Origin of the sequence: Kitasatospora sp. SC0581 (genome assembly GCF_048159585.1) — a bacterium.
GTDB lineage: Bacteria > Actinomycetota > Actinomycetes > Streptomycetales > Streptomycetaceae > Kitasatospora.
Genome location: NZ_JBLRWA010000033.1, coordinates 37095 through 51189, shown reverse-complemented (window position 1 = coordinate 51189; position 14095 = coordinate 37095). Strand labels below are relative to the sequence as shown.

Annotated in this window: 11 protein-coding genes, 2 tRNA genes and 1 pseudogene; 10 read left to right on the top strand and 4 right to left on the bottom strand. The window is 75.2% G+C overall.

Annotated elements, in window-relative coordinates; genetic code table 11:
* Positions 1-191: 191 nt before the first annotated feature.
* The 3 genes from ACLWS4_RS32230 to ACLWS4_RS32220 are packed head-to-tail and all read left to right on the top strand — an operon-like array spanning position 192 to position 4377.
* Positions 192-1421 (top strand): hypothetical protein, encoded by a 1230-nt coding sequence (locus ACLWS4_RS32230; RefSeq protein WP_416875988.1) that lies wholly within the window; start codon positions 192-194, stop codon positions 1419-1421.
* Positions 1418-3016 carry a hypothetical protein gene (locus ACLWS4_RS32225; protein WP_416875987.1) on the top strand — a complete coding sequence of 533 codons (1599 nt, stop codon included), beginning with the start codon at positions 1418-1420 and terminating at the stop codon, positions 3014-3016. Before ACLWS4_RS32230 ends, ACLWS4_RS32225 begins: the two co-directional genes overlap by 4 nt.
* Positions 3016-4377, top strand: coding sequence for an AAA family ATPase (locus tag ACLWS4_RS32220; protein ID WP_375877328.1), 1362 nt, complete (start codon positions 3016-3018; stop codon positions 4375-4377). Before ACLWS4_RS32225 ends, ACLWS4_RS32220 begins: the two co-directional genes overlap by 1 nt.
* Before the next feature lie 24 nt (positions 4378-4401).
* Here the strand turns inward: ACLWS4_RS32220 and ACLWS4_RS32215 are convergent, their stop codons facing one another.
* On the bottom strand, positions 4402-4728 hold the full coding sequence (locus tag ACLWS4_RS32215) for a hypothetical protein (protein WP_049651948.1): 327 nt from the start codon (positions 4726-4728) through the stop codon (positions 4402-4404).
* 290 nt (positions 4729-5018) lie between these two features.
* On the opposite strand from ACLWS4_RS32215, the gene ACLWS4_RS32210 reads away from it, so the two are divergent.
* From ACLWS4_RS32210 to ACLWS4_RS32200, 3 genes are all read left to right on the top strand, one after another.
* Positions 5019-5372, top strand: coding sequence for a hypothetical protein (locus ACLWS4_RS32210; protein WP_074005111.1), 354 nt, complete (start codon positions 5019-5021; stop codon positions 5370-5372).
* 184 nt (positions 5373-5556) lie between these two features.
* Positions 5557-6102: a bifunctional DNA primase/polymerase gene (locus ACLWS4_RS32205; RefSeq protein ID WP_049651953.1), complete on the top strand. Its 546-nt coding sequence runs from the start codon at positions 5557-5559 to the stop codon at positions 6100-6102.
* Between the two features lie 68 nt (positions 6103-6170).
* Positions 6171-6244: transfer RNA gene (locus ACLWS4_RS32200), tRNA-Lys, on the top strand.
* Between the two features lie 172 nt (positions 6245-6416).
* Here ACLWS4_RS32200 and pgi read toward each other — a convergent pair.
* Together pgi and ACLWS4_RS32190 are read right to left on the bottom strand one after the other, a co-directional pair.
* On the bottom strand, positions 6417-8078 hold the full coding sequence (gene pgi, locus ACLWS4_RS32195; RefSeq protein WP_074005110.1) for a glucose-6-phosphate isomerase: 1662 nt from the start codon (positions 8076-8078) through the stop codon (positions 6417-6419).
* Between the two features lie 174 nt (positions 8079-8252).
* Positions 8253-9836 (bottom strand): Na+/H+ antiporter, encoded by a 1584-nt coding sequence (locus tag ACLWS4_RS32190; protein WP_074005109.1) that lies wholly within the window; start codon positions 9834-9836, stop codon positions 8253-8255.
* Between the two features lie 190 nt (positions 9837-10026).
* Here ACLWS4_RS32190 and ACLWS4_RS32185 point away from each other — a divergent pair, with 190 nt between their 5' ends.
* The 4 genes from ACLWS4_RS32185 to ACLWS4_RS32170 all read left to right on the top strand — a co-directional run bounded on the left by ACLWS4_RS32185 (position 10027) and on the right by ACLWS4_RS32170 (position 12911).
* Entirely contained in the window at positions 10027-10935 is a 909-nt protein-coding gene (locus ACLWS4_RS32185) for an NADP-dependent oxidoreductase (protein ID WP_416875986.1), read from the top strand.
* Positions 10936-11009: 74 nt separating this feature from the next.
* A tRNA-Lys gene (locus ACLWS4_RS32180) sits at positions 11010-11083 on the top strand.
* 227 nt (positions 11084-11310) lie between these two features.
* Positions 11311-12282: a GlxA family transcriptional regulator gene (locus ACLWS4_RS32175; protein ID WP_049651944.1), complete on the top strand. Its 972-nt coding sequence runs from the start codon at positions 11311-11313 to the stop codon at positions 12280-12282.
* The gene (locus ACLWS4_RS32170; protein WP_416875985.1) at positions 12282-12911 is read left to right on the top strand and encodes a DJ-1/PfpI family protein; all 630 of its coding nucleotides are present in this window, start codon (positions 12282-12284) and stop codon (positions 12909-12911) included. Before ACLWS4_RS32175 ends, ACLWS4_RS32170 begins: the two co-directional genes overlap by 1 nt.
* On the opposite strand, the pseudogene ACLWS4_RS32165 reads toward ACLWS4_RS32170, so the two are convergent.
* Positions 12908-14048 (bottom strand): annotated as a pseudogene (locus tag ACLWS4_RS32165) (MFS transporter). The gene ACLWS4_RS32170 and the pseudogene ACLWS4_RS32165 sit on opposite strands and share 4 nt — an antisense overlap.
* Positions 14049-14095 lie beyond the last annotated feature (47 nt).

Here is a 14095-nt window from a genome sequence, read left to right as displayed (position 1 = left end):
CCATGATCCCCCACCCGGGCGGCGACCACGATCGAGGGGCCCGTCCCGGCGGCCGCGGGACCGGGGGCGGCAGGTGTCCGGTTCCGGCCGCGGACCGGGGGCGGCGGACGTCCGGTTCCGGCCGCGGACCGCCTCTCCAACGGCCGGTCCGCACCGCGTTGTCGGACCCGGATGCGACACTGGGCCGCACCATGAACGTCTCGACGAACGTCCCGCCGCGCGGGCCCGCTGAGCCGCTCGCCCAGCGGCTCGCGGAGCTGCGCGGACCGGCCCCGCAGCGCAGTCTGAACGCCCGCTCCCTCGCCGCGCTGGCCGCCAACCCGGGCTGCCACCGCCGCGCCGTGCTCGACGCGGCCGGGGTGGACAAGTCGGTGCTGGCGGCCCGGCTCGGCCGCCCGGCCCCCTTCGGCCAGTCCCCCTTCGCCATCGCCCGCGGCGTGATCTTCGAGTCCCGGCTGAAGGCCGACGGCTACGCCCCGCTGCTGGAGCCGCTCCGCCACCACCTGGGCCTCCCGGCGGACGGCCACGCCCCGCTCCTGGTGCCGGACCTGCTGCACCGCTCGGGCCCGGCCGTGCGCGCCGACCGGACGGCCGAGGCGCTGGCCCTGGCCGCCGCCGACCCGGAGGCCTGGACACTGCTGGACCACCCGATGCTGCGCCTGGGGGTGGCCGGCAGCACCGCCTACCTGGAGCCGGACGCGCTGGTGGTGCACGGCGGGCGGTGCACCGTGGTCGAGATCAAGTCCTTCCCGGTGCTGGACGGCGGCGCGGACCCGGCCAAGGTCGGCGCCGCCGCCCGGCAGGCCGCCGTGTACGTGCTGGCGCTCCAGCGGCTCGCCGCCGCGGCGGCCGGGCAGCCGCTCGCCGAGGACCCGTACACCGAGCAGCGGCTGCCGGGCAGCCCGCGCACCAGCGTGCTGCTGGTCTGCCCGAAGGACTTCGGCAACCGGCCGACCGCGGTCGCCGTGGACGTCCGCCGCGAACTGGCCACCACCCGCCGCCAGCTGGGCCGGATGACCGGCATCGGCCGGCTGCTGGCGGCGCTGCCGGCGGACGCCGACTTCGACCTGGCCGCCGACGAGGACGGCGCGCCGGCCCGGACCACCGAACAGCTGGCCGCCTCGGTCGAGGCGGTGCCCGCCGCGTACAGCCCGGACTGCCTCTCCACCTGCGAACTCGGCTTCCACTGCCGCGCCCGGGCCCGCTGCGACGACCGGGTCGAGCAGCTCGGCCGGGGCGTGCGCGGCGAGCTGGGCAGCATCCGTACGGTCGCCGAGGCGCTGGCCGCCGCCGGCACCAAGAGCGAGGACCTGGACGGCGCGGACGACGCCGCCGAGCGCCTGGCCTACGCGGCCGCCCTGCGCGCCGAAGCCCTGGGCGCCGGCGCCATGGGGGCGGAAAACCAAGGGGCTCGCGCATGAGTCTGCTCACCACCCTCGCCCGGCTGGAGGCCGTCCGCAGCGGCCGGGCCGAGCCGCTGGCCACCGTCCGGCACCGGCACCTGTCCGACCGCCCGATGGTGCTGGTCCCGCTGACGGCCGCCGGCGAGTCCGGCGCGCCGCTCGCGGTGATGCTCGGCACCGACCGGGACGCGCCCCGGCTGCACCTGGTGCCGCAGCCGCTCAACCGCACCCTGCGGTTCGACTTCCTGGCCGAGCTGGCCGCCGACCTGCTGCCCTACCTGGAGTCCTTCGCCGAGGACGTCGAGCAGATCGAGGGCTCCGAGAAGGACCCGGAGACCGGCGAGAAGACCCAGGTGTTCCGCGAGCTGTGCGCGGACGCCCCGCAGCTGGTGGTGCCGAACGGCGCGGGCGTGCACCACCTGGCCCTGATCGGCCGCTCGACCCGCTTCCGCCGCACCGCCGAGGACGAGGAGCCGGGCCCGTACCCGGCGCCGGTCCGGGTGCCGCTGCTCGGCCGCTGGCTGACCCACCTCACCGACCGCGCCCAGGTGCCCGGCTCCTCGCTGCTGCTGCCGATGACCGGCCTGCTGGCCCGGCACTGGGCGACCGGCCAGAGCCACCTGGAGGACCAGCACCTGGCGGCCCGGCTCGCCTGGCACCGCCCGCCGGACGGCCTGACCGGCGGGCGGGCGGCCGAGCTGGCCGAGTCCGCCCGGGACGACCGGGGACAGCTGCTGCACCCGCCGGCCGGCCCGGCCACCGACCCGCGCTTCGACGAGTTCGTGCTGGCCCCGGCGATCACCCGCTACGACTCCGCCGTGGGCGCCCTGCAGCACAGCGCCGAGCAGCGCGACGAGGCCGCCGCCGCGCGCGCCCGGACGGCCGTGCGGGCGGCGGTGACGGCGCTGGAGGAGGCGCTGGCGTCGGTCCTGCTGCCCACCTGGCGGGACGTCTGGCAGGGCCTGGACCTGCTGCGCGCCCTGCCGCCGGCCGGTCACCTGGCGGAGCGCTGGACGGGCGACCGCTGGTCCTACACCGGCCACCGGGACCGGCTGGCGGCCGGCGAGCCGCCGCAGCCCCGGCAGGACGACGCCGTCACCGCCGCCCGCAAGCTCGCCCAGCGCGAGCGCGAGCAGGCCCGCCTGGACGTCCAGGAGGCGCTGGACGACCCGCTGGCGATGGCCGAGCACCGGCTGTCCGGCGAGGCGTTCAGCGGCGTGGTGACGGAGGTGGTGCCGGACTGGGACACCACCGGCCGCTCCCCCAAGCCGCGCCCGCTGGTCACCCTGCGCACCGCCGACCGCCCGCACGCGGACCTCGGCCGGGAGGTGCACCGGGTGCACGGCCCGAGCCCGCAGAAGGCCGAGATCGTCGCGGTGGACACCGCCGAGGGCACCCTCACCCTGCGGGTGCTCTCCGGCATGGGCCGCAGGAAGGAGCCGGAGCCGGGCAGCCTGCCCGAGCCCGGCGAGCCGGTCACCTTCACCCTGTTCGAGCTGACGGTGCGCCAGTCCGCGCCGCTGCCCGAGCCGGACGACACCCCCTGGACCCACGGCGGCCCGCCCGGCGCCGCGCCCGTACCCGCCCCGTCCGTCTCCGAGGAGTGGGAGTGATGACCGCCTCGATCCCCGAGCAGGCCCCGGGCGCGGCCGCCGACGCCGCGGTGGCCCGGATCCTGGCGGCCACCGTCCGTCCGCCGGCCGGCGCCCCGCGCGGCGTGGTGGTGGACTCCCCGCCCGGCGCCGGGAAGTCGACGCTCGTGGTGCGGGCCGCCCGCGAGCTGGTCGGCGCCGGCGAGCGGCTGATGATCGTCGCCCAGACCAACGGCCAGGTGGACGACCTGGTGGGCCGACTGGCCGAGAAGGCGCCGGAGTTGACGATCGGCCGGCTGCACGCCGCGGACTCCCGGCCCGGCCCGGAGGTGCTGAAGCACGCCAACGTCACGCCCTCCGACAAGGTCGCCGACCTGGTCGAGCACGACGTGGTGATCTCCACCTCGGCCAAGTGGCAGTGGGTGCGGACGGAGGCGCCCTGGCGGCACGCGATCGTCGACGAGGCGTACCAGATGCGCTCGGACGCCCTGCTCGCGGTGGCCCGGCTGTTCGAGCGGGCGCTGTTCGTCGGCGACCCGGGCCAGCTGGACCCGTTCACCGTGGTCGGCACCGAGCAGTGGGCCGGGCTGTCGTACGACCCGTCCGGCAGCGCGGTGGTCACCATGCTGGCGCACAACCCGGAGATCGAGCCGCACCGGCTGCCGGTCTCCTGGCGGCTGCCCGCCAGCGCCGCGCCGCTGATCTCGCGGGCCTTCTACCCGTACACGCCGTTCCGCTCCGGCACCGGCCCGGACGACCGCCGGCTGACGGCCGCCGTCCGCCCGGACGGCTCGGCGCTGGACGCGGTGATCGACCGGGCCGCCGAGCACGGCTGGGCCCTGCTGGAACTGCCCGCCCGGCACACCGTACGGACCGACCCGCAGGCCGTGGCGGCCGTCGCGGCCACCGTCCGCCGGCTGCTGGAGCGGGGCCTGACCGCCCACTCCGAGCAGGGCGAGGCCCCGCTCACCGCGGACCGGGTCGCCGTCGGCACCGCCCACCGGGACCAGGCGGCGGCCGTGCGCGCGGCCCTGCTCAAGGCGGGCGTGCCAGTGGACGGCGCGGCCGGTCCGGCCGTCACGGTGGACACCGCCAACCGCCTGCAGGGCCGCGAGTACGACGTCACCGTGGTGCTGCACCCGCTCTCTGGGCGCCCCGACGCGACCGCCTTCCACCTGGAGACCGGCCGGCTCTGCGTGCTCGCCTCCCGGCACCGGCACGCCTGCATCGTGGTGGCCCGGGCCGGGATCGCCGAGCTGCTGGACGAGCACCCCGCGACCGAGCCGGTGCAGCTGGGCGTCCCGGTGGCCTTTCCGGACGGCTGGGAGGCCAACCACCAGGTGCTGGAGCACCTGAGCCGCCACCGGGTCCACCTGCGCTGAGGCCCGTCCGGCCGGCCGCCGGGGTCAGTCCTCGGTCTCGCAGACGGCGTAGGCCACCACCGACCCCCGCTCCGCCTGCGCGCTCCAGCCGCGCGCGTCGGCGGTGGGGCCGTCGGCGCGCACCGGACCGTCCGCGTCCGGCTGGAGCCGGTAGCCGCCGCCGGTCAGGTGGGTGCCGGCCGGGCAGGTCGCCGTCGAGGCGCCGCCGGGGGCGCTCGGCTCCCCGGTGACCACCAGCGCCGTCTCGGCGGCCGCGGCGGGCGGGGCGACGGAGGCGGCGACCGCGAGCAGGGCGCCCAGCAGGGACAGGACGGACAGGGCGAGGGCCGTCAGGCCTCTTCTCACACGCATGGGGGTTCTCTCCGGTTCGTCGGCTTCGTCGGCTTCGTCGGCTGCCTCGGCTTCGTCGGGCAGCCCGGGCGCACCGGGTGCACCGGGCGCACCCGGACAACCGGTTCGCATGCGATCCGGAAGCGCGGCGCACGAGTCGCGCGCCCGGCGTGCGCCGGGGAATAGCGCTCGCGTGCGCACCGTTCCGCTACGGGCCCCCGCCGCGAGACAATGGACGGCGGCCACGACCGGGCGGCGCAGCCCGGAGCAGATTTCCCCCACCCCCACCCGAAACCCGGAGGTGTCCGTCCATGCCCGACTCCCCAGAGTCGTCCGAGCCCACCAGGCGCCTGCGTCCGGTACAGCTGCTGTTCGAGCCGCAGTCCGCCGAACCCGAGCCGGAACGATTCTTCGACCTGGAGTCGATCGAGGACCCGGCGGAGCTGCTGCGCCGCTCCACGGAGCTGGCCCTGGCCTTCCGGGCCGCCGCCGAGCGGGCCACGGACTTCCAGGCGGTCGCCGCCGCGCAGCTCGCCGACCCGCGCCGGTTCGACGCGCTGTCCGACGCCGAGGTCGCCCGGCGGGCGGACTGGACCCCGGACTACGCCGCGAAGATGATCGAGTACGGCCGCACCCTGCTCCAGCCGCGCCGGCACGAGGACTGAGCGCCCGCGGCCGACACGGGCCCCTGGCATATGCGCGGCGGGGAAGGGTACGCCGTCCCCCGCCGCGCTGTCCGGCGAACCGCGCTTTCCGTCGCACCGGGGGCGTGCGCCGCACAGGCTGCTCTCCGTGGAGATCTGGACGCAGCAATCGGTGACGCAGCAGTCGGTGTCGTACCCGTCGGTGATGCACCCGTCGGTGGAGTGCGTCGGCGCGGCCGGGGAGGCCTGGCTCGCTTCCGCCAGCGAGTACCCGCGCAGCATGCGCGCCCTGTGGGAGAGCCGCCCCTGGGCGCCCTCGGTACTGCCCTGCGGGCGCGCCTTCGACGTGATCAGCATGCCGGCGCTGTTCGGCCGCCGGGTGCTGGACGAGCTGTGGGCGTCCGGGCCGGGCTGCGGGCCGGTGGCCGTCCACCGGGGGCGGCTGCTGCTGTTCGTCCAGCCGGGCGCGGCGCCCCGGCTGCGCCGGCTGCTGGCCTGGGAGGAGTGGGCCCGGGACGTGCCGCCGCTGCTGTGCCACGGCAAGGGGGACGCGGTGACCGTGCCGCCCCTGCAGCGGATGGTGAACAGCCCGGACTCCCCCGGGCAGGGCGCCGGCCGGTGGATCGTCGCGCCGGAGCGGCGCGACCCCCGGCTGCCCGGCGCCGCGGTGGTGCTGTGGGCCTGCGTCCGGGCGGCGCGCGAGCCGGGCGCGCCGGTTCCCGCCGGGGCGGCCGTCGTGACCGGGGGGTGAACGCGGGGCGGCCGTTATTCGATTTTGGCTCGGCCGCACGGCGCTGCTAGAGTCTTCTCTGTCAGCAGGCGCCGCTAGCTCAGTTGGTTAGAGCAGCTGACTCTTAATCAGCGGGTCCGGGGTTCGAGTCCCTGGCGGCGCACAGACAGCCGGAAGGCCCTTCGCGAGAGCGAAGGGCCTTCCGGCGTTTCGGCGTTTCGGCGTTTCGGCGTTTCGGCGTTTCGGCGTTCCGGCGTTCCGGCGTCCCGGGTTTCCACGGCCGGAGGAGCGTCCCGGGCCGCCCGCCGGAGCGGACGGCCCGGGACGACGCGGGCTCAGCGGCCGCGCAGCGCGCGGTAGCGGGCGACCAGCTCGGCGGTGGAGCTGTCCAGCTGCTCGGTGCCCTCGCCGGTGAGCAGCACCGGCTCGATCCGCTTGGCGAGCACCTTGCCCAGCTCGACGCCCCACTGGTCGAAGGAGTCGATGTTCCAGATCGCGCCCTGGACGAACACCTTGTGCTCGTAGAGGGCGACCAGCTGGCCGAGCACCGAGGGGGTGAGCTCGCCGGCCAGGAGGGTGGTGGTCGGGTGGTTGCCCTGGAAGGTCTTGTGCGGGACGAGCTCGGCGGGCACGCCCTCGGCCGCGACCTCCTCCGGGGTCTTGCCGAAGGCCAGCGCCTGGGTCTGGGCGAAGAAGTTGGCCAGCAGCAGGTCGTGCTGGGCGACCAGGCCTGCGGGCAGGTCGGCGACCGGCTTGGCGAAGCCGATGAAGTCGGCCGGGATGACCTTGGTGCCCTGGTGCAGCAGCTGGTAGTAGGCGTGCTGGCCGTTGGTGCCGGGGGTGCCCCAGACCACCGGGCCGGTCTGCCAGTCCACCGGGGTGCCGTCGCGGGTCACCGACTTGCCGTTGGACTCCATGTCCAGCTGCTGGAGGTAGGCGGTGAACTTGGACAGGTAGTGCGAGTAGGGCAGCACCGCGTGCGCCTGGGCGTCGAAGAACGCGCCGTACCAGACGCCGAGCAGGCCGAGCAGCAGCGGGACGTTCTGCTCCGGCGGGGCGGTGCGGAAGTGCTCGTCGACCAGGTGGAAGCCGTCCAGCATCTCGCGGAAGGCGTCCGGGCCGATGGCGGTCATCAGCGAGAGGCCGATCGCCGAGTCGTAGGAGTAGCGGCCGCCCACCCAGTCCCAGAACTCGAACATGTTGGCCGTGTCGATGCCGAAGTCCTGCACGCCCCGGGCGTTGGTGGACAGCGCGACGAAGTGCTTGGCCACCGCCTCGGTGCCGGCGCCCAGGCCGCCGAGCAGCCAGTCCCGGGCGGAGACCGCGTTGGTGATGGTCTCGATGGTGGTGAAGGTCTTCGAGGCGACGATGAACAGCGTCTCGGCCGGGTCGAGGTCGCGGACCGCCTCGTGCAGGTCGGCGCCGTCCACGTTGGAGACGAAGCGGACGTCGAGGTCGCGCTTGCTGTACGAGCGGAGCACCTCGTAGGCCATCGCCGGGCCGAGGTCGGAGCCGCCGATGCCGATGTTGACGACGGTGCGGATCGGCTTGCCGGTGTGGCCCTTCCACTCGCCGCTGCGGACCCGGTCGGCGAAGGCGGCCATCTTGTCGAGGACGGCGTGCACCGCGGGCACCACGTTCTCGCCGTCGACCTCGACCACGGCGCCGCGCGGGGCGCGCAGCGCCGTGTGCAGGACCGCCCGGTGCTCGGTGTTGTTGATCTTCTCACCGCGGAACATCGCGTCCCGCAGCTCGGCGACACCGGTGGCGGCGGCCAGCTCGCGCAGCAGCCCCAGCGTCTCGTCGGTGACCAGGTGCTTGGCGTAGTCCACGTGCAGGTCGCCGACCTGGAGCGTGTAGCGGCGGCCGCGCTCCGGGTCGGCGGCGAACAGCTCGCGCAGGTGGGTGGCGCCCAGTTCGGTCCGGTGCTTGGCCAGGGCGGCCCACTGCGGGGTGCGGTCGAGCGGGGTGCGGGCGTCGGCGCGGGTCTCCGACATCGGTGGGTCCTCGATTCATCTGGGTGCAGAAACCGGCAGGGCCAGGCGTGAGGGTTCGCCGAGGTCGTGCGGGTACTGGTGGTGCGCCGACTCCGTTGACGGCCTGCCCGGGTTCAGCCTATGCAACCCCGGGGCCGGTCGTGCGCATTCCGCCCGGCCCCGGCTGCCGCCCCGTCACTTCCGTTCGGAGCGCAGGTCGAGTCCGCGCAGCACCTCGTCGACCAGCTCCGGATCGGCGCCGGGCTCGCTGCGGGCGGCGAGCATCTCGCGGCGGGAGGCGGCGATCATCTCCTGCTCGACGTCCCGGGCGGCCCGCCACTGGGCCATCCGCAGCTTGGCCTCGGCGGCCTCCTCCTCGGCGTAGTTCTCCGGGCAGAGCCGGGCCAGCCGGTCGTGCTGACGGTCCCGCAGGCGGTCGGCGACCTCGGCGGGCAGCCGGTCCTGCTCCTCCAGTTCGCCGAGCCGGTTGAGCCCGGCCTTGGCGGCCCGCCACCAGAGCTGGCGCACCGCCTGCTCGTGCTTGTCCTGGTCGATGTCCAGCTCGAACCGCTTGGCCAGCCAGGGCAGGGTGAGGCCCTGCACCAACAGGGTGAAGAGCACCACGCTGAAGGCGATGAAGACCAGCCGGCCGCGCTCGGGGAAGTCCTCGCCGGAGTGCAGGGTGAGCGGGATGGCGAGCGCCAGGGCGACGGTGGCCACGCCGCGCATGCCGGACCACCAGAGGATCACGCTCTCCTTCCAGCTGAACGGCGTGTCCTCCTCGTCGCCGGAGCGCAGCCGCTTCGACAGCCAGCCGGCCGGCAGCAGCCAGAGCAGCCGGACCGCCACGACCACCGCGATGACCACGGCGGCGTCGCCGATGAAGCCGGTCCAGCCGCGGCCGGCCTCCTTGAGCACGGTGGCCAGCTCCAGGCCGATCAGTCCGAAGGCGACGCCGGTGATCAGGATCTCGACCACCTCCCAGAAGGCGTTGCCGACCAGCCGGTAGGCGACGGCGTCCGCGTCGGAGGCCCGCTCGGCGAGGTAGAGCGCGCAGACCACGACGGCGAGCACGCCGGAGCCGTGGATCTCCTCGGCCAGGGTGTAGGCGGCGAAGGGCACCAGCAGGTTGAGCGCGACCTGCTGGGTCGGGTCGTCCAGGCGCTCGGCGAGCTTGGTGTTGACCCAGCCGAGCGCGACGCCGACCACCACGGCCAGCACCGCGGACAGCACGAAGCGCAGCACCGCGTCGCCGCCCGAGAAGTCGCCGCTGACCATGGCCTCGATGGACAGCGAGTAGATGACGATCGCGGTGACGTCGTTGAACAGCCCCTCGCTCTCCAGGATCGCCACCAGGCGGCGGGGCAGCCCCACGCTGCCGGCCACCGCGACGGCGGCGACCGGGTCGGGCGGGGAGACCAGCGCGCCGACCGCGATGGCGGCGGCCAGCGGCAGGGCGGGCAGCAGCCAGTGCACGGCACCGGCCACGGCGACCGTGGTGACCACCACCAGGCCGATCGCCAGCAGCAGGATCGAACGGGCGTTGGCCTTGAAGTAGCGCACCGAGGAGCGCCGGGCCACCGCGAAGATCAGCGGCGGCAGGACCAGCGGGAGGATCAGCTCGGGTTCGATGCTGACGTCCGGGATCTGCGGGACGAGCGCCATGACGATGCCGAGCAGGGTCATCAGCACCGGTTGTGGCACTCCGGTCTTCCGACCGAGCGGCATGGTCACCACGGAGGCGAGCAGCACCAGGAAGAACAGGGGCAGCTGGCCCACGGGGAGGTTCCTCTCGACGACGGACGGCTGAGCGCCGTCCAGGATAAATCTGACAATGCGCCCATCAGTGTCGACACGCTGAACAAAAGCTTGACCTCAAGCGCACTTCAGGCCCGAGGATCGTCGACAACGGATGGATCAAGAAGGCTCACGAAGGTTCGAGAAGGATCGAGAAGGGGCGGGAAAAGGCATGAAAGCGGTCACCGTGACGGGGAGCGGCGGTCCTGAGGTCCTACGGGTCACCGAGGTGCCCGACCCGGAGCCCGGGCCGGGCGAGGTACGGGTACGGGTGTACACGGCCGGGGTGCAGCCGGTGGACCTCGCGATCCGGGAGGGGTTCCGTCCGCCGGGCCTGGCGGTCGAGCCGCCGTTCGTCCTCGGCAACGAGTTCGCCGGGGTGGTCGACGCCCTCGGACCGGACGCCGGCGACTGGCGGGTCGGGGACGAGGTGCTGGGCTTCCGGGTGCTGGGCTGCCAGGCCGACCGGGTCGCGGTCGACGCCGGCCGGCTGGTCGCCAAGCCCGCCGGGATGCCCTGGGAGCAGGCCGGCTCGCTCTCCGCCTCCGGCCAGACCGCGCACCTGGCGCTCACCGAGCTGGGCGTCGGCCCGGGCGACACCGTGCTGGTGCACGGCGCCGCGGGCGGGGTCGGCACGGTCGCCGTCCAGCTGGCCCGGGCCTGGGGCGCCACCGTGGTCGGCACCGCGAGCGAGCGCAACCACGCGTACCTGCGGGAGCTGGGCGCGGTACCGGTCGCGTACGGCGAGGGGCTGGTGGAGCGGGTCCGGGCGGCGGCGCCGCAGGGGGTGACCGCGGCCTTCGACGCCGCCGGGCGGGGCGCCCTGGAGGCCTCTGTCGAACTGGTCGCCGACCGGGACCGGATCGGCACCGTGGTCGACTACCCGGGCGCCGAGCGGCTGGGCGTCCGGGCGCTGCGGGGCGAGCGGACGGCCGGGCGGCTGGCCGAGCTGGTGAAGCTCTGGGAGGCCGGCGCACTGCGGCTGGAGGTCGAGGAGTCGTTCCCGATCGAGCGGGTCGCCCAGGCCCACCGGCTGGTCGGCTCCGGGCACGTCCGGGGCAAGGTGGTGCTGACCATGTGAGCGTGCCGGGCTCCCCGCCCCGGGCCGATTGTGAGTTTCAGCCGCTGACCAGGTAATGTTCTCCACGTCAGCAGGCGCCGCTAGCTCAGTTGGTTAGAGCAGCTGACTCTTAATCAGCGGGTCCGGGGTTCGAGTCCCTGGCGGCGCACAGACAGCGGGAAGGCCCTTCGCGAGAGCGAGGGGCCTTCCCGCGTTTCGGCGTACGCCCGCGCGGTTTCCGCCGTACGCCCGTACGGGTCCCGCCGTCCGCCCACGCGCCCCTCCGCTCCCGCGCCGCCGCACGCGCCCCCGCCCCCGCTCCCGCACGCGCCGGATGGCAGGAAAGGTGGGAAGCAGGTCATTGCTGCCACCGCTCCCCGTTGGGAGGCTGGCCGTATGAGAGCGCACAGCGTGGTCATCGTCCTCTTCGAGGGCGTGCAGAGCCTCGATGTGACCGGCCCCCTGGAGGTGTTCGCGGGGGCGGGCCGGGCCGCCGGGCAGCCCGCGGCCTACCGGGTCACCACCGCCTCCCCCGGCGGCGGGCCGGTGCGCAGCCACAGCGGACTGCGGCTGCTGCCGGACGCGGACCTGGCCGGGGTCGGGCCGGTGGACACCCTGCTGGTTCCCGGCGGGATGGACACCGGGCGCCCGGACCCGGCCCTGGTGGAGCGGATCCGGGAGCTGGCCGGAGCGGCCGAGCGGGTGGTGTCGGTGTGCACCGGGGCCTTCCTGCTCGCCGAGGCCGGGCTGCTGGCCGGGCGCCGGGCGACCACCCACTGGGCCTACGGCGAGGAGCTGGCCCGGCGGTTCCCGGACGTCGAGGTGGACCCGGACCCGATCCACGTCCGGGACGGCCGGATCGCCACCTCGGCCGGGGTCACCGCCGGGATCGACCTGGCGCTGGCCCTGGTCGAGGAGGACCTCGGACGCGAGACGGCCCTGCTGGTCGCCCGCCACCTGGTGGTCTTCCTGCGCCGGCCGGGCAACCAGGCCCAGTTCAGCACCCAGCTGGCCGCCCAGGTGGCGGCCCGGCAGCCGCTGCGCGAGGTGCAGCGGTGGATCGCCGAGCACCCGGAGGCCGACCTCTCGGTCGAGGCGCTGGCCGACCGGTCGGCGCTGTCGCCGCGACACTTCGCCCGGGCCTTCGCCGCCGAGGTGGGGGTGACCCCGGGCCGGTACGTGGACGGGGTCCGGCTGGAGGCCGCCCGGCGGCTGCTGGAGGACACCGACCACGGCATCGAGGAGATCGCGCGCTCCTGCGGCTACGGCACCCCGGAGGCGATGCGGCGCGCCTTCGTCCGGGCCCTGGCCGCCCCGCCCGCCGAGTACCGACGCCGCTTCCGACCCGAACCCACTGGAGGTCACTGATGCGCATCGCCATCCTGCTCTACCCCGAGTTCACCACCCTGGACGCGGTCGGCCCGTACGAGGTGCTGTCCCGGCTCCCCGGCGCCGAGGTGGTGTTCGCCGCCGCCGAACGGGGGCCGGTCCGCAACGACGTGCACAGCCTGGCGCTCACCGCGGACGCCGCCCTGGACGAGGTCGACTCGGCCGACCTGCTGCTGGTGCCCGGCGGGCCCGGGACGGAGGCCCAGCTGAAGGACCGGGCCGTGCTCGACTGGGTGCGCCGGATCGACGCGACCACCACCTGGACCACCTCGGTCTGCTCCGGCTCGCTGATCCTGGGCGCCGCCGGGCTGCTGGAGGGCCGCCGGGCCACCTCCCACTGGGGCGTCCTCGACCGGCTGCCCGGGTACGGGGCGGAGCCGACCGGGACGGAGCGGGTCGTCATCGACGGCAAGTACGCCATCGCCGCCGGGGTCTCGGCCGGGATCGACCTCGCGCTGACGCTGGCCGGCCGGATCGCCGGGGACACCGTCGCCCAGGCGATCCAGCTGCTGATCGAGTACGACCCCCAGCCGCCGTACGACTCCGGCGCGCTCGCGAAGGCGTCCCCCGAGGTGGTCGAGGAGGTGAACCGGCTGATGCGGCGCTAACCCCGGACCGACGGGAAGGCGTGCCGGCGGGCGGCGGTGGCCACCGCGAGGACGGGGAGCATCAGCGCGAGCACCGTCCAGGGCAGGGCGCCGGTGCCCAGGCCGCTCAGGACCAGGCCGCCGAGCACGCCGCCGCCCGCCATCGCGGCGTTCCACAGGGTCACCAGGACGGCCTGGGCGGCGTCCGCCCGCTCCCCGCCCGCGTCGCCGAGGGCGGTCTGGAGCAGGGTCGGGGCGCCGCCCCAGCCGAGGCCCCAGAACAGCGCCGCGGCGTACACCAGCGGCGTGCTGCCGGACGCCACCGCGAGGACGGCCGCGGTCACGGCGACCAGCAGCGCGCCGCCGATCGTCAGCTGCCGCAGCTGGCGGTGGATGTGGGCGCCGACCAGCCAGACGCTCGCCAGCGAGGCCAGCCCGAAGACCAGCAGCACGGTGCCGGTGGCGCCGCCGAGGCCGGCCCGGTCCAGGAAGGGCGCGATGTAGGTGAACAGGATGGTGTGCGCGAGCACCCAGAGCACCGTCACGGTGAGCACCGGCCGGCTGCCCGGGCTGGTCCGGCAGCAGCGCCGCGATCCAGCCGATCACGGCGACCGCCAGTGCCGTCATGGCCAGGAAGGGCACCCACCAGGCGAGCACCTGCCCGAGGAAGGTGCCGACCGGCACTCCCAGCGACAGCGCGACCGGCACACCCGCCATCGCCACCGCCATGGCCCGGCCCTGCTGGTCGACCGGCACCAGCCGGCGCGCGTACCCCGCCAGCAGGGCCCAGGCGAGGCCGGCCGCGACGCCCGCGAGGAAGCGGGCGGCGAGCGTGAGCGGGTAGTTGGTGGAGACCGCGGTGACGGTGTTGGCCACCGCGAAGCCCGCCATCGCGGTGAGCAGCAGCCGCTTGCGGCCCCAGCCGGCGGTGGCCGCGCTGAGCGGGATCGCGGTGACGGCGGAGCCGATCGCGTAGACGGTGACGGTCTGCCCGGCCGCGGACTCGCTGACCCCGAGTGCCTCGCTCATCCCGGGCAGCACCCCGGCGGGCAGGTTCTCGGTGAGGCCGGTGACGAAGACGGCGGTGGCCAGGGCGAGCAGGGCGGGGAGCGGGAAGGGCTTGGGGGGTACCGGGGTGGTGAGCTGTGTGGTCGCCATGGGGACCATGCTTGGACCTCACACCGGTGTCAGGTTCAAGCACGGTC